General features: G+C 71.6%; 17 protein-coding genes. 11 read left to right on the plus strand and 6 right to left on the minus strand.

What is annotated here, in order from left to right:
- Nucleotide 1: 1 nt before the first annotated feature.
- The 3 genes from OCT49_RS32435 to OCT49_RS32445 all read right to left on the minus strand — a co-directional run bounded on the left by OCT49_RS32435 (nucleotide 2) and on the right by OCT49_RS32445 (nucleotide 3,936).
- Nucleotides 2–841, minus strand: coding sequence for a dienelactone hydrolase family protein (locus tag OCT49_RS32435; protein WP_283855360.1), 840 nt, complete (start codon nucleotides 839–841; stop codon nucleotides 2–4).
- A gap of 363 nt (nucleotides 842–1,204) precedes the next feature.
- Nucleotides 1,205–2,416 (minus strand): outer membrane protein assembly factor BamB family protein, encoded by a 1,212-nt coding sequence (locus tag OCT49_RS32440; RefSeq protein WP_283855361.1) that lies wholly within the window; start codon nucleotides 2,414–2,416, stop codon nucleotides 1,205–1,207.
- A 509-nt stretch (nucleotides 2,417–2,925) separates the two neighbouring features.
- Nucleotides 2,926–3,936, minus strand: coding sequence for a hydroxyacid dehydrogenase (locus OCT49_RS32445; protein WP_283855362.1), 1,011 nt, complete (start codon nucleotides 3,934–3,936; stop codon nucleotides 2,926–2,928).
- 483 nt (nucleotides 3,937–4,419) lie between these two features.
- On the opposite strand from OCT49_RS32445, the gene OCT49_RS32450 reads away from it, so the two are divergent.
- The 8 genes from OCT49_RS32450 (at nucleotide 4,420) to OCT49_RS32485 (ending at nucleotide 13,844) form a co-directional block, all read left to right on the plus strand.
- Nucleotides 4,420–5,748, plus strand: a complete 1,329-nt coding sequence (locus OCT49_RS32450) for a sugar ABC transporter substrate-binding protein (RefSeq protein ID WP_283855363.1) — start codon at nucleotides 4,420–4,422, stop codon at nucleotides 5,746–5,748.
- Nucleotides 5,745–6,719: a carbohydrate ABC transporter permease gene (locus OCT49_RS32455; RefSeq protein ID WP_283855364.1), complete on the plus strand. Its 975-nt coding sequence runs from the start codon at nucleotides 5,745–5,747 to the stop codon at nucleotides 6,717–6,719. Before OCT49_RS32450 ends, OCT49_RS32455 begins: the two co-directional genes overlap by 4 nt.
- Nucleotides 6,716–7,582 carry a carbohydrate ABC transporter permease gene (locus OCT49_RS32460; protein ID WP_148838511.1) on the plus strand — a complete coding sequence of 289 codons (867 nt, stop codon included), beginning with the start codon at nucleotides 6,716–6,718 and terminating at the stop codon, nucleotides 7,580–7,582. Before OCT49_RS32455 ends, OCT49_RS32460 begins: the two co-directional genes overlap by 4 nt.
- A 164-nt stretch (nucleotides 7,583–7,746) precedes the next feature.
- Nucleotides 7,747–9,099: an alpha-L-fucosidase gene (locus OCT49_RS32465; RefSeq protein ID WP_283855365.1), complete on the plus strand. Its 1,353-nt coding sequence runs from the start codon at nucleotides 7,747–7,749 to the stop codon at nucleotides 9,097–9,099.
- 47 nt (nucleotides 9,100–9,146) lie between these two features.
- Nucleotides 9,147–10,580 carry a polysaccharide lyase 6 family protein gene (locus OCT49_RS32470; RefSeq protein ID WP_283855366.1) on the plus strand — a complete coding sequence of 478 codons (1,434 nt, stop codon included), beginning with the start codon at nucleotides 9,147–9,149 and terminating at the stop codon, nucleotides 10,578–10,580.
- A 127-nt stretch (nucleotides 10,581–10,707) separates the two neighbouring features.
- On the plus strand, nucleotides 10,708–12,141 hold the full coding sequence (locus OCT49_RS32475; RefSeq protein WP_283855367.1) for a polysaccharide lyase 6 family protein: 1,434 nt from the start codon (nucleotides 10,708–10,710) through the stop codon (nucleotides 12,139–12,141).
- 236 nt (nucleotides 12,142–12,377) lie between these two features.
- Nucleotides 12,378–13,193 carry a sugar phosphate isomerase/epimerase family protein gene (locus tag OCT49_RS32480; RefSeq protein WP_283855368.1) on the plus strand — a complete coding sequence of 272 codons (816 nt, stop codon included), beginning with the start codon at nucleotides 12,378–12,380 and terminating at the stop codon, nucleotides 13,191–13,193.
- Between the two features lie 9 nt (nucleotides 13,194–13,202).
- Complete coding sequence (locus OCT49_RS32485; protein ID WP_283855369.1) at nucleotides 13,203–13,844, plus strand: SGNH/GDSL hydrolase family protein; 642 nt, start codon at nucleotides 13,203–13,205, stop codon at nucleotides 13,842–13,844.
- 98 nt (nucleotides 13,845–13,942) lie between these two features.
- On the opposite strand, the gene OCT49_RS32490 is transcribed toward OCT49_RS32485, so the two are convergent.
- Nucleotides 13,943–14,977, minus strand: a complete 1,035-nt coding sequence (locus tag OCT49_RS32490) for a metallophosphoesterase family protein (RefSeq protein ID WP_283855370.1) — start codon at nucleotides 14,975–14,977, stop codon at nucleotides 13,943–13,945.
- A gap of 384 nt (nucleotides 14,978–15,361) precedes the next feature.
- Between OCT49_RS32490 and OCT49_RS32495 the strand changes: the two genes are divergently transcribed.
- Both OCT49_RS32495 and OCT49_RS32500 read left to right on the plus strand, forming a co-directional pair.
- Nucleotides 15,362–17,371: an NB-ARC domain-containing protein gene (locus tag OCT49_RS32495; RefSeq protein WP_283855371.1), complete on the plus strand. Its 2,010-nt coding sequence runs from the start codon at nucleotides 15,362–15,364 to the stop codon at nucleotides 17,369–17,371.
- A gap of 130 nt (nucleotides 17,372–17,501) precedes the next feature.
- Nucleotides 17,502–18,218, plus strand: a complete 717-nt coding sequence (locus OCT49_RS32500) for a class I SAM-dependent methyltransferase (protein ID WP_283855372.1) — start codon at nucleotides 17,502–17,504, stop codon at nucleotides 18,216–18,218.
- Here the strand turns inward: OCT49_RS32500 and OCT49_RS32505 are convergent.
- A complete protein-coding gene (locus OCT49_RS32505) occupies nucleotides 18,215–19,852 on the minus strand; it encodes a translation initiation factor 2 (protein ID WP_283855373.1) in 1,638 nt (545 codons plus the stop codon). The genes OCT49_RS32500 and OCT49_RS32505 overlap by 4 nt on opposite strands.
- Before the next feature lie 279 nt (nucleotides 19,853–20,131).
- Here OCT49_RS32505 and OCT49_RS32510 point away from each other — a divergent pair, with 279 nt between their 5' ends.
- Nucleotides 20,132–20,599, plus strand: a complete 468-nt coding sequence (locus OCT49_RS32510; RefSeq protein ID WP_283855374.1) for a hypothetical protein — start codon at nucleotides 20,132–20,134, stop codon at nucleotides 20,597–20,599.
- Nucleotides 20,600–20,713: 114 nt separating this feature from the next.
- Here OCT49_RS32510 and OCT49_RS32515 read toward each other — a convergent pair whose 3' ends face one another.
- Nucleotides 20,714–20,869 (minus strand): hypothetical protein, encoded by a 156-nt coding sequence (locus OCT49_RS32515; RefSeq protein WP_283855375.1) that lies wholly within the window; start codon nucleotides 20,867–20,869, stop codon nucleotides 20,714–20,716.
- Between the last annotated feature and the right edge of the window lie 175 nt (nucleotides 20,870–21,044).

A 21,044-nucleotide genomic window follows, 5' to 3' on the forward strand; every position in this document is an offset into this window, starting at 1 on the left:
GTCAGCCGGTGCCGCCGGGCCGCTCCCCGAGCAGCCGTGTGCGGAACAGGTCCAGGACCGTGTCCAGCGCCTGCCGGGTGGGCCGGCCGGGCTCGTCGACGAGATGCTCGGTCAGCACCGAGTGCGGTGGCAGGAGGGCCTCCGGGTTGGCGTCGCCGTCGTCCAGTTCGACGGCGACGAAGGCGTCGCCCAGTTCGCGCCGGAGGTACGCGAACCGGTCCTCGGGCACCAGCCGGTCGCCCCGGAAGCGCAGCCCCAGGACCTGGAGCCCCTCGCGTTCGCACCGCCGCCGGACGGCGGCGAGTTCCCCGGCGCCGATGTCGATGGTGCCCGCACGGCCCGGGAGGACGGCGAGCGGCAGCGACGGCTGGGAGAGCACCGGGGCGACGAGCCGCTCGTCCGCGGCCATGGCCAGGGCGAAACCACCGGTCACGCACATGCCGACGGCACCGACGCCGGGGCCGCCGCAACGTTCGTGCTCGGCCGCCGCCAGGGCGCGCAGCCACCGCACGACCCGGGAACTGCGTCCCGTGGCCAGGACCGTGAACTCCCGGCTCACACACACCCGCCACATCGACGACGCCAAGTAGCGGGCGGTACCCGTCCGGCCGTGGGCGGCGGGGGCCGGGTCACGACCGGGGGTGCCGAAGAGCACCGGGAGCACGGCCGTGCAGTTCAATGCCGCCACGCGCTCGGCGAACTCCAGGACCTTGGGGGTGATGCCGGGGATCTCCGCCATGATGATCACGGCAGGTCCCGTGCCCCGGCGCAGTACCCGGCGGGTGGTGCCGTCATGGGTGAACGTGCCCCGGGTGAAGCCGTCGAGATCGTGGTCGGTCACGGGCCCGTTCCCCTCTGTGGTCTTTTCCGTCCCCAAGTTACCGCGAGGTAGGGAGTGTTGGCGAGGAGCCCCGGGATCCTGCCCGGCGCACGGACCTGTTCATCGGGGCGCGCTCCGGGCCGATCCCGGGGCCGGGGGATGCACCGGCGCCGAACTCTTCTCCCGGGGTGACGGCACCCACCGGCCTCTCCGGTGCGCCACCCGGTGGTCCGGATGCGACGAGATCACCGGCCCGGACGGCAGCGTCCTGCCGAACGGCGCGGTGAATTACGGCGCGGGCTGCGTCGAGCACGACGACCTGCTGGGGGACGAGCCGTCCCCCAGCAGGTGCGCGACTTCCTCAGGACATGGGCGGGCCGGGGGTCACACGGCCGGCAGGCCGGTCAGCCGCTTCGCGTGCAGGGCCGCCAGCCGGTTGCCCTCGGACGCCAGGTACCACTTCTGGATGTCCTTGGTGCCGTCGTTGTAGGTCCAGCGCAGTTTCCCGTCGGCGGCGTCGAAGGCGTGGATGCCGCCGTTCTTGTCGAACTCCGTCGCCCCGTAGAGGGTGTTGCCCACCTTGGCGAACTGCCACGGGTAGGCGACGTCCAGCGAACCCTTGTTGTGCCAGACCTTCTTCCCGGTCGCGGGCTCGACCGCCCACAGGCCGTGCGCGGTGTCGGACGCGTAGAGGACCCCGTCCAGGAGCGCCGGGTCGTTGAACCGGCTGAACTCCTCGGAGGCCAGCGACCAGCGCTCCTTTCCGTCGGTCAGGCCGAAGGCGCGCAGATGGCGGCCGTTGGCGATGACGGCCAGTTCGTCGTGGACGACGAAGTCGAGGTTGTTGGACCGGCCGATCTTCTTCGTCCACACCTGCTGTCCGGTGGCGGTGTCGCGGACGGTGAGGTTCTCGCGGAAGTCGGTGTAGACGAGGTGGCGGCCGACGGCCTTCGCGGTGACGCCGTTCTCCTCCGTGCCGTGGTCGCGCTGCTCGCGCCAGACGACCTTGCCGCTGGTGGTGTCGATCGCGGCGATCACGTTGTCCGGTGTCCGGAAGTCCTTGTCGAGGATGCCCGCGAGGACGTACACGTGGTTGTCGTCCGCGGCGATCGGACGGGGCTGGGAGTACTCGGTGCCCAGGTGGCTGCGCCAGGTCTCCTTGCCGGTGGCCGGGTCCAGGCCGACGACGTTCCCGTCGTACTCGGCGCTGGCCAGGTAGAGGGTGCCGCCGCCGATGAGCATGCTGGCGCCGGGGGTGGTGACGTCCTTGCGGGACCACACCTCCTTGCCGGTGGCCATGTCGCGGCCCACCAGGGGGTCGCCGGACACGAGGACGATGCCGCCGACCACGGTGAGGGCGTGGTTGCCGGACAGGGAGGTGTTCGTCGTCGTGCCCTGCCACAGGGCCTCGGGCGCGGTGTTCGGCGGCGGGGTGGTGAAGGAGTCCTTGTCCTTGCCGCCGTCCGGCTTCCGCACGGCGCCGCCGGGTTCCTCCTCCGGCGTGCATCCCCACACGCCGGCCCCGAGCAGTGCCAGCCCCAGCCCCTTGCCTGCCAGCTTCATCACCTGGCGGCGTGACGCGTTGTCCCGGATCATGGTTCCGTCCCGTCTTCCTGCGATGTCGATGCCCGGCGCACCGGACGCGAGGGGCGCCCGGGTGCGTCCGAGGGGTCCCGTCCGCTTTGCGAGTGGGACTTCGCGGGCATGCCCTCGGAGTCGGATCAGATTAACCATCGGATTTTGGCCAGCAGGAGGCCAGGACGGGGCCGGGACGCCCCTGTGACCCAGCTGTCACGGTGACACGGGGAAGAATTGCCGGAGTTGCCCACTTTGGTTCGATGTGGTGTCCGAGGGGATCCGGCCTCCCGGCCCGTCCGGCAGAGGGAGTGTCCCCGGATCCGCCGTGGCGACCGGGAACGCGGGCAAAGGGGGTGGAGGTCCCGGTCGCGAAGCGGCGGCCGTGAACCGGGTGCGTACGACGGGGCCCGATCCTGGCCCCGGCCGTGACGGGGGCCGATCCTGGCCCCGGCCGACTCCGCGCCGGGAACGCCGGGGGCGCCGCACCGGATCGCTCCGGTACGGCGCCCTCGGGTCTCCCGTCCGGGTCAGGCCAGGGACGCGGCGCGGGCGGGATCGATGGCGTGCTGGAGGGGCTCCTCCCGCACGAAGCGGCCCAGCTCGTCGAGGACGAGCTGCCCGAGGCGGTTGCGTTCGGCCCCGACGGCCCCGCCCAGGTGGGGCGTCAGGATGACATTGGGCAGGGCGAACAGCGGCGAGTCGGGAGAAGGGGGCTCCGGGTGCGTGACGTCGAGGACGGCGGTGAGATCGGGCCTGGTCCGCAGCACCTCCGCCGCGGCCGGCTCGTCGACGAGCGCGCCCCGCGCGGTGTTGATCAGTGTCGCGCCGTGCTCCATGGAGTTCAGCAGCCGCGCCCCGATCGTGCCGCGGGTCTCGGGCAGGAGCGGGGCGTGGAGGCTCACCACCTGGCAGGTGGCGAAGAGTTCCTCGATGCCGACGAGCCGTACGCCCGCCCGCCGGGCGGTGTCCGCCGAGGCGACGGGGTCCGTGGCGAGGACCTCCACGTCGAAGCGGGCGAGGTGGGACGCGACGAGACGGCCGATGTGCCCGAGCCCCAGCAGCCCCACGCGCGACCGGTAGCCGCCGGGGACCTTCGGGTTGCGGGGGAAGCTTCGGCTGCTCGACACCTCCCGGCCGATGCGGTGGACCTGCTTCAGCCCCAGGAGGATCTGGGCGAGGGAGAACTCCGCCACCGGGATGGCGTTGGCCGCCGCCGCCGAGACGATCGGGATGTCACGGGCCCAGAACTCCGGCGTGGTCAGGTGCCGTACGGAACCCGCCGCGACGAACACCGCCTCGAGCCGGGGGGCGTGCGACAGGAACGCGGCGTCGAGGACGGGCGCGCCCCAGCCGGTGAACAGGACGTCGGCCTCCCGCAGCACCCCCGGGTCCTCCTCGAGCTGCTCCCGGGTGAGGGGCGGGCCCTGCCAACGCGCGAGCCGGCCGATCCCGGCCAGCACCTCGTCGGGGTAGACGTCCGCCCGGCGCTCCTCCTCCATGACCAGCAGTGCCGTCGGTCCGGTGGCCGGCTCGTTCATGTCGTACGCTCCTCAGCTCTGCCGCTGACGGAACGTCAGCGAATCGACCCACGCCCCCGGTCGGGTGTGTGGGGAAATGTCTGACTGGATGTCGAGGCTTGGCGTGGCTTGTTCAGTACCTCGGCCGACGCGCTTGCAGCACGATACATCGGATGACTGCGCAGCCCCTCACGTGAAGCTTAGTCGCCTTCCATTCCGGGCCCCATAGGTCGTCATGGGTGCAGGTGATCGCCCCAAAACGGAGTGGCTGGTTCCTCAAGGGGCCGTACTACCGCTCCATCAGGCAATACCTCGGGGCTCCCGGCCTCTTCGCGAGAGCATCGGACCACGGGCGGGGTGTGGGAGGAGGAACGTGCCGGGGGGCTTGCGGACTTCGGCTAAATTTTTGTATTCATCGGACTATTGACCGTGGATTCGGACCCCGTTAGCGTCCCGAGCAAGCGCTTTCCAGGCCAGCTGTGATGCGTTGAAACAGGAGTTGTCATGCAGAGATCGCGGTGGATCGGTGCGGGTGTTCTCGCTTCGGCACTGGTCCTCACCAGCTGTACATCAGGGCCTGCGGGAGTGGACGCCAAGCAGGATCCCAAGGCCCCCCTCGAACTGTGGACCAGGACCACACCGGGCGGACCGGGGGAGCAGGGGGCGCTCCGGCTCGCCGCGGCCTTCGAGAAGGCCACCGGTTACAAGGTGCAAGTCACGGCGATCTTCGACGACTTCGAGACCAAGCTGCAGCAGCGGGCCGCGCAGAAGAAGCTCCCCGACATCGTCATGAACGACGTGACACAGCTCGGCGCCATGCACAGCCAGGGCCTGCTGCGCGAGATCGACCTGGGCAAGCTCAAGAACAGCGGACAGCTCGTCGGCCAGGGGCTGGACTCCGGCAAGAGCGTGGACGGCAAGCAGTACGGACTGCCGTACTCGGCGCAGGCGTCCGCACTGCTCATCCGCAAGGACTGGCGGGAGAAGCTGAAGCTCCAGGTCCCCGGAAGCTGGGACGACTTCGCCGCGATGGCCAAGGCCTTCACCGAGAAGGACCCCGACGGCGACGGCAAGAAGAACACCTACGGCCTCGCCGCGCCCCTGTCCACCAAGCGCGGATACGCCTCCTGGTACTTCTCCAACTTCCTCTGGGCCGCGGGCGGCGACTTCATCACCGGGGCCGGGGACGGCAAGTACAAGCCCGCGATGGCCACGAAGGAGTCGGTCGAGGCGGTGAAGTGGTTCCGCGACCTCGGCTGCAAGGACAAGGTCATCCAACCCGGCGCCGTGACCATGGAGACCCCGCCCACGAACGAGACGTTCGAGGCGGGCCGGACCGGGATGTTCGTCGTCGGCCCGTACCTGCTGCCCCGCTTCGACGAGACGCTCGGCAAGGACAAGTACGAGGTCGTGCCGATGCCCAAGGGCCCGAAGGACGCCACCGTCCTCGCCGAGGGCGGCTCCGTCTACCTCATGGCCGGCTCCGAGAACATGGCGGGCCAGGACGCCTTCGCCGACTTCGCCATCTCCGCCGAGGGCCAGAAGACCGGCATGCAGGGCGAGACCGGCTTCACCGTCCAGCTGCCCGTCAACAAGACGGTGAAGGTCGCCGAGGTCCGCCCCGACCCCCGCTGGACGACCTACGCCGAGGTGTACCAGAACTCCGGCCGGTACGCCCCGTCCATCCCGAACTGGACCCCCGTACGGCAGACGACGGCCGAGACCGTCAACGCCCTGATGGCCGACTGCGGACTGGACATCGACACCAAGCTCGGCGAGCTCGACAAGCAGCTCGCCGACATCCTCAAGGAACAGGGAATCGCCGCGTCATGAGCCTTGACCAGGCGGATCCGGCCGCCCTCCCGGTGGCCGGCCCCGCCGCCCGGACCACGGGCGGCCCGGCCGGCAGGACCGCCACCGGCCGCCGCGGGCGCAGCGGCCGGGGCGGCCGGTGGTGGACGCCCTGGCTGTTCCTGGCCCCCGCACTGCTGCTCTTCCTGTACTTCAAGTTCATCCCCATGGCCAGCGCGCTGACCATGTCCTTCCAGGAAGTACAGCCCTACCTCGGCAACAAGTGGGTCGGCACCGAGAACTACGCCACGGTGCTCCAGTCCGACGGCTTCCGCGAGGCGGCGTGGCACACCGTCGTCCTCGCCGCCGGACAGACCGCCGGCTCGATGCTCCTCGGCCTCGTGCTCGCCCTGCTGATGGAAGGGCAGGGCCGCCGCCTCGGATTCGTGCGCTCCGCGGCGTTCCTGCCGGTGGTGGTACCGATCGCGGTCGTCGCCGAGCTGTGGCGGATCATGTACCACCCCACCGGGGACGGCATGCTCAACTCCATCCTCAGCCTGGTGGGATTCGGCCCCTCGGGGTTCATCAACGACCCCGACTCGTCGATGGCCTCCATCATGGTCACCGGCATCTGGCGCGGCGCCCCCTACGACATGATGATCTTCCTCGCCGGACTCACGAGCGTGGACCGCGGCCTGTACGAGGCCGCGAAGGTCGACGGCGCGTCCAGGTTCCAGCGGGTGTGGCACGTGACGGTGCCCGGACTGCGATCGGTGTTCTCGATCCTGTTCATCCTCGCCGCGATCCGCGGCCTGCGCGTCTTCACCGAGGTGTTCCTCCTGACCAACGGCGGACCCGACGGCTCCACCGAAGTCGTGATGACCCTGATCTACAAACTGGGGCTGGAGCAGAACCGGCTCGGCGTCGGCGCGGCGGGAGCCGTCCTGCTCTTCGTCGCGACGCTGATCCTGACCATCGCCGTCCACCTGTTGCGACGGAGGGAGAGCAAATGAACGCGCCGACCGAGACGGCCCTCGGCCTGACCGAGAGCAGGAGTCCGGGCGGACGGATCCTGAAGGCCGTCACCTACCTGCTGGTACTGATCGTCTTCGCGGGCCCCCTGCTGGCCCTGCTGGTCAGCGCCTTCGGCCACGTCAAGGACCCCACGCAGCTGAGCGTCATCCCCTCGGGCGCGACCCTGGACAACTTCAGGATCGCCTTCGACCAGGGCGTGCTCGCCTACCTGCTGAACTCGTTCTTCGTGGTCGGCTTCGGACTGCTGCTCCAGGTGGCCGTCTCCGTCCTCGCCGGCTACGCGCTGGCCAGGAAGATCTTCCCCGGCATGACCCTGGTGCTCGTCGCCATCCTGGCCACGCTCATGCTCCCCGAGGAGATCCTGGCCCTCCCGCTGTCCGTGATCCTCGCGGACCTGCCGGTGGTCCACTTCAACCTCATCGGCACCCTGGCCGGAATGATCGTCCCGCTGGGCGCATGGGGATTCTCCATCCTGGTGATGACCGAGTTCATGAAGGACGTGCCCAAGGAACTGGAGGAGGCCGCACGGATCGACGGCGCCGGGGACCTGCGCATCTTCGCGCAGATCATCATGCCGATGTGCAAGCCGGCGCTCGGGGTCATCGGAGTCTTCGGCTTCACCATGATCTGGGACCAGTACCTGCTGCCCCTCCTGGTCTCCACCGACTCCTCCTCCTACACGCTCCCGCTGGCGCTGCGAACCCTGCGGGTCGACCCCGCCGTCACGCCCGGGGTGGTGATGGCCGCGTCCCTGCTGGCCCTGCTCCCCTCCGTGATCGTCTTCCTGTTCTTCCAGCGTTCCTTCGTCCACGGCCTGTCCTCCGGCGCCCTGAAGGGCTGACCGGACAGCGCCCCGCGCCGCGCGGGTCGGCCACCGAAGAGCCCCGGCCGGCCCGCCGCCGCGCACCGCGCCCCCGACCCACCCCGCACGACACCCCCTCCCGGCCACCCCGGCCGCCGCGCCGGCAGTGCCCGGCGGACATCGACGACAAGGAGCGATGCCCCATGACCCCGAGCGCCGACACCCCCTCGGCGGCCCCGCCCGCGCCCGCCGCCCCGGCCCCCGGCGGGAGCCCGGAGACGACCTGGTTCACCACCGACCGGTTCGGCATGTTCGTCCACTGGGGCCTGTACTCCCTGGCCGCCCGGCACGAGTGGGTCAAGAACCGGGAGGAGCTGACCGACGAGCAGTACCAGGTCTACTTCGACCACTTCGACCCCGACCGCTACGACCCGGCCCGGTGGGCCAGGGCTGCCAGGGCGGCGGGCATGCGCTACGTCGTCCTGACCACCAAGCACCACGACGGCTTCTGCCTGTGGGACAGCGCCCTCACCGAGTACAAGGTCACCAACACCCCCCACGGCCGCGACCTCCTCGGCCCGTTCGTCGAGGCGTGCCGCGCCGAAGGGCTCAAGGTCGGCTTCTACTACTCGCTGATCGACTGGCACCACCCCTCCTTCCCCGTGGACGGCACCCACCCGCAGCGCGACGACGAGGAGTTCAAGGCCGCCCACGCCGACCGCGACATCCGCGACTACCGGCGCTACCTGCACGGCCAGGTCAGGGAACTGCTGACGTCCTTCGGACGCATCGACTACCTGTTCTTCGACTTCTCCTACGCGGGCCGGACCTGGTGGGGAGGCAAGGGCCCCGACGACTGGGACTCCCCGAAGCTCCTGGAGACGGTCCGCGAACTCCAGCCGCACATCCTGGTCAACGACCGGACCGGCCTTCCCGGCGACTTCGTCACCCCCGAGCAGTACCAGCCCTCGGGCCCCATGACCGAGAACGGCCGGCCCGTGCTGTGGGAGGCGTGCCAGACGCTCAACGGGAGCTGGGGCTACGACCGCGACAACCTCGACCACAAGAGCGCCGACCTGCTGATCCGCATGCTCGTCGACGGCGTCTCCAAGGGCGGCAACCTGCTGCTCAACGTAGGACCCAACGGCCGCGGCGACCTCGACCCGCACGCCGTCGCCGTCCTCGACGAGATCGGCCGGTGGATGGACCTGCACGAGCGGTCCGTCCGCGGCTGCGGCCCGTCCCCGTACACCGCACCCGCCGACTGCCGGTACACCCAGCGCGGCAACCGGCTCTACGTTCACCTGTTCACCTGGCCGCTGGGCCATCTGCACCTGCCCGGACTCGCCGGCCGGGTGCGCTACGCCCAGCTGCTGAACGACGCGTCCGAGATCATCCGGATCCGGATCGACCCCGACCGGCCCGCGGTCAACACGGAGATGGGCGGGCAGCCCGCCGGCACGCTCACCCTGAAGATCCCCGTCCAGCGCCCCGACACCCCCGTACCCGTCATCGAGCTGTACCTCGACACCCCGGACGACCGGGCCGCCCACTGAGCCGGCTCCCGTCCCGGCCGGTCCACCACCACCCTCACGGAGGCATCATGCAACGCCGCACGTTCCTCATGGGTACCGCGGCAGGGGCGGCGCTGGTCGCCGCCCCCACCGGCGGACTCCTCACCGCGAGCGCGACCGCCGCCCCGGCCGCGGTCGGCTCGCTGGACGAGCTCCGGGCCGCGATCGACCGGGCCCGGCCCGGCGACCGGATCGTCCTCGCCGACGGCCGGTACACCGTCCCGCCGGACCGGCCCCTCACCATCCGGGACAAGCGGGGCAGGAGGCGCGCACCCATCACCGTCACCGCCCGGACCCCGGGCGGCGTCGTCCTCGACGGACCCCACAGCTTCGTCCTCGAACGGTCCAGCCACATCATCCTCAGCGGCTTCTCCTTCCGCCAGAGCACCACCCTGGAGATCCCCGAGACCTGCTCCCACATCCGGCTCACCCGCAACGACTTCCAGCTCGCCGACATCGAGGGCCTGCACTGGGTGATGGTGCGCGCGGACGACAGCACGGTCGACCACAACCACTTCCACGGCAAGAGCACCCTCGGCATCTACCTCGGCATCGAGGGCGCGGGCACCGAGGAGATGGCCCAGCGCGTCCACGTGTACCGGAACCACTTCTCCGACCACAGCTTCGCCGGGTCCAACGGCGGCGAGCCGATCCGGCTCGGCGTCAGCCCCCGCGCCCTGTCCAGCGCCCACGCGGTCGTGGAGTACAACCTGTTCGAGCGGGCCGACGGCGACCCCGAGGCCATCTCGGTGAAGTCCTCCGACAACACCATTCGGTACAACACCATTCGCGACAGCTTCGGCGGCATCGTCCTGCGCCACGGCAACCGCACCCGGGTGGAGGGCAACCACCTGCTCGGCGGCACGGAAGGGGTGCGGATCTACGGCGACGACCACGTGATCGTCAACAACCACCTCAACGGGCTGTCGGGCCGTGCCCTGGTGATCGGCAGCGGTTCGGAGCGCGACCACCTGCCCGGCGAGACACCCGAAGCGCGCCGGGGCAACGACGCACCGGACCGGGTCCTCATCGCGTACAACACCCTGGTGAACAACAACGGAACGCTCTCCGGGGAGAGCCACCGCCCGCACGAGCCGAGGGACGTCACCGTCGCCGACAACCTCTTCGTCGCGGACACCGGCGAACTGGTCGCGATGGCGAACACCGTACGGTTCGCCTGGTCCGGCAACATCCTGTGGGGCGCGGCCGCCGACGGCAACATCCCGGCCGGCGGCTTCACCCGCGTCGACCCGAAGCTGGTGACGGGCCCGGACGGCGTCGCCCGGCTCTCGGCGGGCAGCCCGGCGATCGGCGCCGGCACCCTCAGGCGGCCACCGGTCACCCACGACATCGACGGGCACCCGCGCGGCCGGCTCCGGGACGTGGGCGCCGACGAGTACTCGAACAGGGCCCCCAGGAACCGGCCGCTGACCCCGGCCGACGTCGGCCCCCACGCCCGCTGAGCACCGCCGGAGGCGGGGCGGCAGACCCGGACCGGGCCGGCCGCCCCGCCCCCGGTCATCCGGCACGTCCAGCCGCGGGGGCTGTACGGATCGGCCCGGTCACGTCCTTCTCGCTACAGGAGGCACCATGCAACGACGCACGTTCCTCAGGGGCACCGCGGTGGCGGCCCTCTCCGCCGCACCCCTCGGCACCTCGATGGCGGTGAACGCCTCGGCGGCCGACAAGTCCGTCAGCACCCTGGCCGAGCTCCAGAACGCGATCAACGGCGCCGCCCCCGGCGACCGGATCATCCTGGCCGACGGCACCTACACCGTTCCGGCCGGCGGCGCGATCAACATCTCCGGCAAGAACGGCACCGGTGCGGCACCCATCACCATCGTGTCCAAGAGCCGGGGCGGCGCGGTCCTGCGCGGCGAACGCAGCTTCGTCCTCGCCCATTCGAGCAACATCGTCATCAGCGGCTTCGCCTTCCGGCAGAGCACCACGCTGGAGATCCCGGAGAACTGCTCCTCGATCCGGCTGACCCGCAACGACTTCCAGCACGCGGACACCGGTGACCCGTACTGGGTCGTCGTACGGGCGAACGACACGAAGATCGACCGCAACCACTTCCACAACAAGACCACCACAGGCATCTTCCTGATCGTCGACGGTCCGGACTCGACCGACAACATGACCCAGAACGTCCACATCTTCCGGAACCACTTCTCCGACCACAGCTTCCCCGGGGACAACGGCGGCGAGTGCATCCGCCTCGGCGTCAGCAGCCGGGCCCTGTCCCCCGCCCACGCGGTCGTGGAGTACAACCTGTTCGAGCGCGCCGACGGCGACCCCGAGGCCATCTCGGTGAAGTCCTCCGACAACACCATCCGGTACAACACCATCCGCGACAGCCACGGCGGGATCGTGCTGCGCCACGGCAACCGCAACCGGGTGGAAGGCAACTACCTGATCGGCGGCGAGGAGGGCGTCCGGCTCTACGGCAACGACCACGTGATCGTCAACAACTACCTCGCCGGGCTGTCCAAGCGGGCCCTGGTCGTCGGCAGCGGCACCACCCGCGACCACAACCCGGACGAGACGAAGGAGGAACGGCGCGGCAACGACGCCTGCGACCGCGCGGTCATCGTGCACAACACCCTGGTCGGCAACACCGGAACGCTCTCCGGCGAGACCAACCGGACGTACGAGCCCCGGGACGTCGTCATCGCCGACAACCTGCTCGTCGGTGACACCGGCAGCCTGGTCGAGATGGGGGCGACCACCGGCTTCACCTGGCAGACCAACATGTTGTGGGGCGCGGCAGCCGACGGCAACATCCCGGCCGGCGGTTTCACCCGGGCCGATCCGAAGCTGGTGGCGGGCCCGGACGGGGTGTTCCGGCTGTCGGCGGGCAGCCCGGCGATCGGCGCGGCCACCCTGACCGGCACCACCGTGGCCGACGACATCGACGGCGACCAGCGCGGCAGTACCCGGGACATCGGCGCCGACGAGTACGCCACCCAGCCCGCCCTGCGCCACCCCCTCACCACCGCCGACGTGGGACCGAACGCGACATGAGCGGACCCGGGACGACCCGGGACGAGTGACCGGAACACCGGCGAGGCGGCCCGCTCGGGGGCGGGCCATCTCCCCTTCCCGGACCGCCGGGAACTCGACACCGCACGGCCCCGGCGGGCGAGCCGTGCGAGATCATGGAAGAACCGCCGCGGGGCGGGCACGGAAAGGGAAGCAGTGACCATGAGAAGAAACAGCCCGGTGCGCCACGTCGCGCCCCGACCCGGCCGGGTGGCCCGATGAGCGGGCTGGGACTGTGCTCGGTCACCTTCCGGCACCTGCCCGCCGACGAGGTCGCGCACCGCGCCGCCGACGCCGGGCTCGACCTGGTCGAGTGGGGAGCGGACGTGCACGCCCCCTGGACGGAGCCCGACACGGTCCGCGCCGTCCGCGACGCCTCCGACCGGCACGGGCTCACCTGCTGCTCGTACGGCTCGTACTACCGCGCCACCCCCGGCGAGACGGCCGACTTCCCGGCGATCGTCCGCGCCGCCGCCCTCCTCGGCGCACCACGGATACGGGTGTGGGCGGGCGGCACCGGATCGGATGCGACCACCCCGCAGGAACGCCGGGAGACCACGGCCCGTCTGCGGGAGGCGGCCCGGATCGCCGCGGACCACGGACTGGAACTCGGGCTGGAGTTCCACTCGAAGACCCTCACCGACACCGTCGCCTCGACGATCCGGCTGCTGGACGAGGTGGGCGCGGACAACCTCCGCACCTACTGGCAGCCCCCGCTCGACGCCCCCGACGACGAGGCACTGGCCGGACTCGCCGCACTCGCCGACCGGGTCTGCACGGTGCACGTCTTCTCGTGGTGGCCGGGCAACCACCGGCTGGAGCTGGCCGAGCGCGAGGACCTGTGGACCGGGGTCTTCGACCTGCTGCACCGGCGGGGCGTACGGCCACCGGCGCTCCTGGAGTTCGTGCCCGGCGGCGACCCCGCCGTACTGGCGCGCGAGACCACCACACTGCGACGCGTGGCGGCCCCCCGGCCCGGGGCCGCGGCACGGACGAATATCTCCCACCCCCTCACCCCGACGCCAGGACGGTAGACGACAGACATGCGCATCACGGAGAAGGACACACTCCTGTTCATCGGTGACTCCATCACCGACTCGGGCCGCGACCGCACGGACCCGGCGTCGCTCGGCGACGGATACGTCCGGGGGATCGCGCGGACCCTGCGCGACCGGGCGGGCACCGGCCCGGCCCCCACCGTCATCAACCGGGGCATCAGCGGCCACCGGGTGTACGACCTCGAACCCCGCTGGACCACCGACGTCATCGACCACCGGCCCACCGTGGTCACGGTCAAGATCGGCATCAACGACACCTGGCGCCGCTACGACCAGGAACTCCTCAGCCCGGTCGACGAGTTCGAGGCATGCCTCGACCGGCTGCTCACGGAAACGGAACGCAGGCTGTCCGCACGGCTGGTTGTCATCACCCCCTTCCTGCTCCCCGTGACCCCGGGGCAGGAGGACTGGTTCGAGGACCTGTCACCCCGCACCGACGCCGTCCTGCGCACCGCGCGCGCCCACGACGCCCTGGTGGTCCGCGCGGACCTCGTGCTGTCCCGCGCCGCCGAGGACAAGGGCGCGGCGGAACTGGCCCCGGACGGGGTCCACCCGACCCCCCTCGGCCACCGGCTGATCGCCGACGCCTGGTTCGCCGAGGTCGACTCCGCCCCGTCCCGCCCCTGACGCCGGCCCGGCACGAGGAGCGCCGCGGCACATGACGCTCCTCGTGCCGTGGCGCTCCTCGCGACGGGGCCGCCCGGCGGGCGACGCCCGGCGCCGGGTCAGGAACCGTTGTGCAGCGGCACCGTCAGCTGCTTGAGCCAGGTGCCCGTGGTGAAGTCACGGGCCTTGATGACGACGGAGCGCGCACCGACCTCGACCTGGAGGCCCTGGTTGAAGGCACCGCCGAGGGAGACCTCGCCGCCCTTGCCGTCGTCCATCCAACCGACCTGCACGGCCGAGGTGTTCACGACGGTGAAGCCCTCCAGGTTGCCGGTGCCGGGGACGACGCGGCGCACCACCCAGTCGGACAGGTCGAGGTCCCAGTGGGTGTGTCCCGAGAAGAGGAACACGTCCTTGTGCCGTCCGAGGACCGACAGCAGCCGGTCGGGCTGGAGGTAGTCGTTGAGGTAGAGCTTGTTGTGGGTGCCCGACACCGTGTTGGGCAGCGGGTGGTGGGTCAGCACCATCACGGGCCTGCGGCGACGGGCCCAGTACCCGAGACGGTCCTCCAGCCAGGCGAACTGTGCGTCGCTGATCCACACTTCGTCCCACAGCTTCGCGTCGTGGTAGTGGGAGTAGCGCTCGGTTCCCAGGCTGAGCACGGGCACACCGCCGAACGACGTCTCCGAGTAGACCTTGTTGCGGCCCGCGAAGTTGTAGAAGCTGCGGAAGAGGGAGTCCTCCGTCGTGCCGTTGGGCCAGGTGGCCTCCGCGAGCGTGTTGGGGTCGCTGTACTTCGGCACGTAGAACTCGTGGTTGCCGATGGCCCACGCCACGTTCCTGGGATGCGGGTGGCGCTCCAGGGTCTGCCGGACCGCCGCGTACTCGAAGTCGTAGCCGCGCGGGGTGATGTCACCGGCGATGCCGAGACCGGCACTGCCGGGGTTGATGCGGTGCAGATCGTCCAGGGCCCTGCCGAAGTCGGCCAGATCGCCCTGGATGTCACTGATGATGTTGAACCGGACGGTCCGGCCCCGGTCGGGCCGGTGCGGCGCGGCCTCGGCCGCGGGGGCCGCGAGCCCGGCACCGGCGGCGAGAGCCCCGCCCACCAGCGACGCGCTGCCCGTCGTGGCCATGAACGATCTGCGATCCATCGGTACTTCCTTCGTCTGCGCACCCCCGTCGGATGGGACGCGGCGAGTGTCGCCCCCCGGGGTTTCCCCTCGACGTACCGTGGATGTCCGTGGCCTGAACTGCACGGTCCGATGGCCGGCCCGACTCCGGGCTGACTCCGGGCTGACTCCGGGCTGACTCCGGGCTCATTGCCGGGGGAGGGCCGGGGCGGGACCGTCCCGAGCGCCCGGCCACCCCACGTGATGGGGAGGGGTGGCACGCCGCCCCGGTGAAAGCGTCGGCCGGGTGCGTGGAACCCTCTAGAGTGCGAGGTCCAGGGAACGGCAGGTCTCCGGACACCAGCTGGGTTCGAGCAGGTGTCCCGGCCCGACCGAGCCGGGTACGGACAGGGGAGCGGAGCCTGAATGAGGGTGGAACTGCCGCCGGAGCCAATGCACTTCGTCAACCGGGAGGAGGAGAAGGAACGAGCCTTCCGCGCGGTGGAGGAGTGGCGGGGCCGGTCCAGGCCGTTGGTGCTGTCGCTGAGCGGACCGGGAGGCCTGGGCAAGACGGAGCTGGCCTATCTGATCGCCCGGAAACTGAGCGACCGCTTCCCGGACGGTGTGCTGTCGGTCGACCTGGACGACTTCCGGGTGGGCGGCGAGCTGGACCCCGGTGACGCGCTCGCGCAGCTGCTGGATTCCCTCGGGGTGGAACCGGACTCGCTGGCACGCCAGTTCAAGGCACGGTGCAGGCAGTACTGGAACAAGACCTTCGACGGCCGGCTGCTGATCGTCGTGGACAACGCGCGGTACGCCTCGGAGGTCGTCCCCCTGCTTCCGTCGTCGGGCGACAGCGTGGTGATCGTGGCGAGCCACGGCCCGCTGTACGACCTGGCGGACGGCGCCGCCGTCGATCTGGTGCTGCCGCCGCTGAAGGACCCGGCGGCGATGGAACTGCTCGAACTGATCGTCCGGGACCGTCGGCTGGCCACCGACCCGGAGGCGGCGCGGACGGTGGTGCGGCTGTGCGACGGCCTGCCCGCCGCCCTGCACATCGCGGGCCGCTGGCTGCGCGCACACCCGTTGCGACCGCTTCCCCGGCTCCTCGAGGAACTGCGGGCCGAACTGGACGAGAAGGGGGTCTCCGGGGTGGAGGACATCTGGGACACGACCTACCGGAGCCTCTCCCCGTCGGCGGCCCTGCTCTACCGGCTGCTGCCGCTCCACCCCGGCACGACGTTCACCCGGGAGTCCGCCACCGCACTGTCGGGGCTGGGCCCGGAGCCGTGCCAGGACGCGCTGGAGGAGCTGGCCGCGGCCGGGTTACTGGAACTGCGGGCGGTACGGCCGGAGGAGGAGGGCCGGATGCGGCTGCCGGGCCCGCTGCACGCGCATGCCCGGCGCCGGGCCCGCGAGCACGGGACCGAGGGCGAGGCGGCCGGGGCACAGGTACGGGTGCTGCGCTGGTTCGTACGGCAGGCCCAGCGGGCCGACAGGTTCGCGGCGGGCCCGCGCCTGATCGTCGCGGACGTCCACGGCCCCGTTCCCGGCGCCCCGGACGTCCCGCTGGAGGACCCGGCGGGGACCGAGGACAGCGAGGTCCGCACCGAGCGGTCCGAGCGCGCGGCACGCTGGTTGCGCACGGAACGGCACGCGTTGTTCGCGTGCGTGCGACTGGCCCACGCGCGGGGACTGGACGCGGAGGCGGTGGCCCTGTGCGAGCCCGTGTGGACGTACGCGATGGACCACCCCCACCGGACCGACGTGTCCGAGGTCTTCCGGCTCGGGGCGAACTCCGCTGCCCGGTCGGGGAACGCGGCCTGGCTGGTCCGCATGCGGTGCCAACTCGCCCGCTCCCTCTGGGAATCGGGGCGGCCGGACGACGCCGGGCGCGAACTCGACAGCGCGTTCGCCGCCCTCGACCTGCTGGGGGACGACAAGACGGACTCCAAACTCCGTGCCTCGACGATGGAGTTCCGCGGCACGCTCAGCTCCGTGCGGGGCGACTGGACGGCCGCGGTGGCCGACTTCGCCCGCTCCCGCGAGGTGCATCTGTCGATCGACAACCCCTACGGAGCCATGCTCCAGACCTACCGGATGGGCGAGGCCCACGCCGCGCTCGGCGACCTGGAGCCGGCGGCCCGCCTGCTGTCCGAGGCGTACACCGGCGCCACCGAGCAGAACCGCGCCAGGCTGATCGCCCGCACCGGATTCGCGCTCGGCGGCGTCCTGCTCCGCCTCGGCCGTGCCGAGGAAGCCCGCCCGCTGTACGAGCAGGCGCTGGAGGGGGCACGCCGCCGGGGTTCCGGCTCCGAGCAGGTCCGCGTCCTCGAAGCGCTTGCCGGACTGGCCGACGCGGAAGGCCGCACCGGGGCGGCCGATGGATACCGCACGGAGGCGGAAACCATCCGGCGGCACAACGGACTGGACTAGAAGGAGGGCCGCCCCTGCGACACCTGGTGAGGACCGGTACGACGGCTCGGCCGGGGAAAATCCCGCCGAGCCCGTGCCGCGCAGGAGGCGCAGGAGGCGCAGGAGGCGCAGGAGGCGCAGGAGGAGAGGCATGACGCAGACAACGGATCCACAGTCCTTCGACCGGTTCGCCCTCGACTACGACCGCTTCGTGAGCCTGCTCCCGGGACGGAACACCGCCTGGCTGCGCGGGCTCGGCCCGGCGGGCGGGCGCGCCCTGGACGCGGGCTGCGGTTCGGGGCACGCGGTCGAGTTCCTGGCAGGCAGCTTCGAGGAAGTCGTCGGCCTGGACCTGAGCCGCCCCCTGATCGAGATCGCCCGGGCCAGGAGGGCCCGGCCCAACGCGCGCTACGTGGTGAAGGACCTGCTGGACCTGGAGGACGAGGAGGGCTTCGACCTGGTCTACAGCCACACCATGTTCCACCATCTGGAGGACTGCCGCGCGGGCCTGGAGCATGTGAGGGGACTCGTGCGGCCCGGCGGTACCGTCGCACTGATCGACAACGTGTGCGACCGGTACCCGACACCACCGCGCCAGGCGTACACCTGGCCCGCGCTGTGGAACTTCCCCGGCGAGATCCGTCGCGTGGGGCTGCGCGACGCATGGTTCCAACTGCGCTTCTGGCACAGCCGTCCGTGGCTGGCGCACCTCCTCAGCGACCGCTACCTGTCGCGCGAGCAGTTCCGCGAGCTGTACGGGAGCGTCTTCCCCGGGGCCCGGTTCGACGACCTCGGCTTCGCCCTGGCCATGGTCTGGACGGCCCCACCGGGAGGAGGCGACGGGGCCCGCACACCGAGCACACCCTAGAGCGCTTGCCCGGCTTCCTCGTCCGTGGCCGGGAAGAGGCTGATGCGATGGGCGCGGTCGCCGATGACGCAGGTCAGGACGGCCGGGGCGAGGAGTCCGCCCGGCCGGGCGGACCGCCACGCGTGGACGGCGGACAGTGCGGCGGCCGGGTCGACGCGGATGATGCGGCCGTCCGCGCGCCGGGGCTCGAGGCGGACGGCGTGGACGCGTTCGTCGCCGCGGACCGCGAGCACGCACAGCTCCGGGGAGACGACGGCCGCGGCCGAGCGGCAGCCGGGGTACTCGGAGAGGGCGTGCCGGGCCCAGCCGGCGGCGCTCCACGTCATGTCCTGCGGGGCCGAGGACGGCGGGCCCGGACGGCGGTAGAGCAGACCGGCCGAGCGGGCGAACCGCTCACCGGCGGCGCCGTGTTCCACCGCCAGGTGGTGGCCGGGCAGGCCGGTACCGGCGGGACGCCGATCGATCCGGACGCTGTCCGCCGAGACCTCGGCACGCACGTCGAACGCCGCGGGTGTGCGGGAGGCGGGTGTCGGGGACGGCAGTAGCCGGGGCGGTACGCAGTGGTCCGGCGGCGTGAGACCGAGGAGCGCGTACAACTCGGTCCGCAGGAGCCCCAACGCCTCTCCCCGGCCGGCGAAGGCGGCTCGGGCGGCCCTGCTCCCGGTGCCCGGCTGGTACGCGTCCAGCGACTCCCGCACCGTTTCCGCAGGTCCCAACTCCGGCACCCCGCACAGGAGTTCCTCCATCGGGCTGCCGGGGATCAGTTCGGTGCCGCCTCGGTGGACGCTGACCACCGGGCGGTCGTGGGCCGCGCAGAAGTACAGCGCCGTCGAGCCGTGGTCGGTGACGAGGGCGTCGGCGGCGATCAGCACGGAGGCCCATTCCTCGTGCGGTTTCGCGAGCACCATGCCCGCGTCGAGGGCCGGTGACAGCCGTTCGGCCAGTTCGTAGTCGCCGAGGAGGCTGTGCTCGTTGGGGTGCACGATCAGCGCCAACTGGTATTCGTCGTGCGGCAGATGGGCGGCCAGTTCGGCCGGGAGCCCGGGGCGCCGGCGCAGCAGGGACTCCGGGCCCCAGGTCGAGGTGAGGGCGATCAGTGTGCGGGCCCCGGTGCCGAGTGCCGCCCGGTAGCGGTCGCGGAGGGACAGCGAGGCGAGGACGCGCTCCAGGGTGGGGTCGCCGACGACCTTCGCCCGGTCCGCGGCCCGTGGGCTCGCCGCGGCCAGCCGGGCGACCTGGTCGGGGTGGGCGAGGGCGTGCAGCGCGGTCGGCGGGGCGTTGTCGGCCGGCATCAGGAACTTTGGGTCCAGCCCGGATGCCGAATCGGCCGAACCCTCGGTCGGAATCGACTTGTTGAACCCGGCGCCGTGCGGGAGCAGTACGTGGCTGCCGCGCAGCAGACCCAGCTCTCCTTTGGGACTCGCGGCGAGAACCAGGTCGTACGTGCGTCGGCACGCCTCGTCCCAGGGGATCGTCCGCCCACCGACGGCGTCGATCACGGACAGCGCGTCGACGTCGAATTCGGAACCGGGCACCAGGGTGAAGAGGCGGGTGATGCGGTCATCCCCGGCGAGGGCCGGAAGCGCGTCGAGGAGACGGTACAGGGCCACCGCGGACCGGGCCGCGAGAAGCACGACCCGTCGCCCGTCGCCCGTCGCCCGTCGCCCGTCGCCCGTCGCCCGTCGCCCGTCGCCCGTCGCCCGTCGCCCGTCGCCCGTCGCCCCAAGTGTCCATCGTAGTGGGGAGTTGCTGGTCATATCCGGGGTTTCCGCAGATCGTGGGTGGTTGCTCCACGCCGTCCGGCGACGCGTTCCGATCGTACCGCGTCACCGGGCAGGGGCTCCGGACGTGATCCGTGACGCACATTCGGCAACCCGGTGCGGACACCGGTGGACGACGGGGAGGATGGCGGGATGAGCGAATGGGGAATCGCGCTGATCGCCGCGGGGTCCGCGATCACGGGGGGTGTCGCCACCGGCTGGTTCACCCGTAGCGCGGGATTCCGGCAGGCCGAAGCCGCGCGTCGGGCCGGTGACCGGCAGGCCGACGCGTTGCTCGAAACGGTGCGGATGACGCTCCGGGAGCAGGCGGCCGTCCGGCTGTCGGACATTCGGCGCCAGACCTATGTGCGCTTCCTCGGGGCGGCGGAGGCGAGGATCCGGGCCGAGCGGACCGGGAGGGGCAGGAGTGACGACGACGCCCTTCTGGAAAGCGCCCTGGGCGAGGTCGTCCTGGAGGGGCCGGCGGAGGTCGCCGCCGCCGCGCAGGAGGTCGTCGACCGTCTGCGCCGCCACGAGCCGCCGGACAGCCTCCTGAGCGCGAAGGCGGCTTTCGTCACTGCCGCGCGGCAGGTCCTGAGCGAGCCGTCCCCGATTCGGTAGCGACCCGCGGCGGTCGCCGCCGCCGCGACGTGAGGAATCCGGGCCGCACCGGAGGGGGCCCCACGTCCCCGGTGGGCGGCTCGGTGCCGCCGGCCGGGGACGGGCCCTGTTCCGTCAGCTCTTCTCGTCCTCCGCCTGGCGCTCGCCCTCCGCCTGGGACGGCTGGGTGCGGGTGGTGGCGGGGTGCCGTTCCTCCGCCGGATCCCTGTCCTCGTCCAGCCGTTCGCCCTCGGCCTGCGAGGGGGTCGAGTACTCGACATCCTTGATCATTGTGGCCGCCTCCGAGATCGGGACGCGTGTCTGTACGGCGCGTGGTGCCTACAGATCGAGCGTATCGCTTCGCCCGACAGGGGGAGCGGTGGGTGGTGAGCGGCGGGCGGCGGCCGGTCCTGCGTTCGGGGCCGCCGCCTGCCGCCCGTCGCCCGTCGCCCCGGGCCCGCGTGCT

The sequence above is a fragment of the Streptomyces sp. ML-6 genome, from assembly GCF_030116705.1.
Classification (GTDB): Bacteria; Actinomycetota; Actinomycetes; order Streptomycetales; family Streptomycetaceae; genus Streptomyces.

Bases quoted from the DNA above. Each gene is read 5' to 3' on its own strand.
- OCT49_RS32440 (WP_283855361.1), bottom strand. From the start codon at position 2,416: ATGATCCGGGACAACGCGTCACGCCGCCAGGTGATGAAGCTGGCAGGC.
- OCT49_RS32445 (WP_283855362.1), bottom strand. From the start codon at position 3,936: ATGAACGAGCCGGCCACCGGACCGACGGCACTGCTGGTCATGGAGGAG.
- OCT49_RS32450 (WP_283855363.1), top strand. From the start codon at position 4,420: ATGCAGAGATCGCGGTGGATCGGTGCGGGTGTTCTCGCTTCGGCACTG.
- OCT49_RS32455 (WP_283855364.1), top strand. From the start codon at position 5,745: ATGAGCCTTGACCAGGCGGATCCGGCCGCCCTCCCGGTGGCCGGCCCC.
- OCT49_RS32460 (WP_148838511.1), top strand. From the start codon at position 6,716: ATGAACGCGCCGACCGAGACGGCCCTCGGCCTGACCGAGAGCAGGAGT.
- OCT49_RS32465 (WP_283855365.1), top strand. From the start codon at position 7,747: ATGACCCCGAGCGCCGACACCCCCTCGGCGGCCCCGCCCGCGCCCGCC.
- OCT49_RS32470 (WP_283855366.1), top strand. From the start codon at position 9,147: ATGCAACGCCGCACGTTCCTCATGGGTACCGCGGCAGGGGCGGCGCTG.
- OCT49_RS32475 (WP_283855367.1), top strand. From the start codon at position 10,708: ATGCAACGACGCACGTTCCTCAGGGGCACCGCGGTGGCGGCCCTCTCC.
- OCT49_RS32480 (WP_283855368.1), top strand. From the start codon at position 12,378: ATGAGCGGGCTGGGACTGTGCTCGGTCACCTTCCGGCACCTGCCCGCC.
- OCT49_RS32485 (WP_283855369.1), top strand. From the start codon at position 13,203: ATGCGCATCACGGAGAAGGACACACTCCTGTTCATCGGTGACTCCATC.
- OCT49_RS32490 (WP_283855370.1), bottom strand. From the start codon at position 14,977: ATGGATCGCAGATCGTTCATGGCCACGACGGGCAGCGCGTCGCTGGTG.
- OCT49_RS32495 (WP_283855371.1), top strand. From the start codon at position 15,362: ATGAGGGTGGAACTGCCGCCGGAGCCAATGCACTTCGTCAACCGGGAG.
- OCT49_RS32500 (WP_283855372.1), top strand. From the start codon at position 17,502: ATGACGCAGACAACGGATCCACAGTCCTTCGACCGGTTCGCCCTCGAC.
- OCT49_RS32510 (WP_283855374.1), top strand. From the start codon at position 20,132: ATGAGCGAATGGGGAATCGCGCTGATCGCCGCGGGGTCCGCGATCACG.
- OCT49_RS32515 (WP_283855375.1), bottom strand. From the start codon at position 20,869: ATGATCAAGGATGTCGAGTACTCGACCCCCTCGCAGGCCGAGGGCGAA.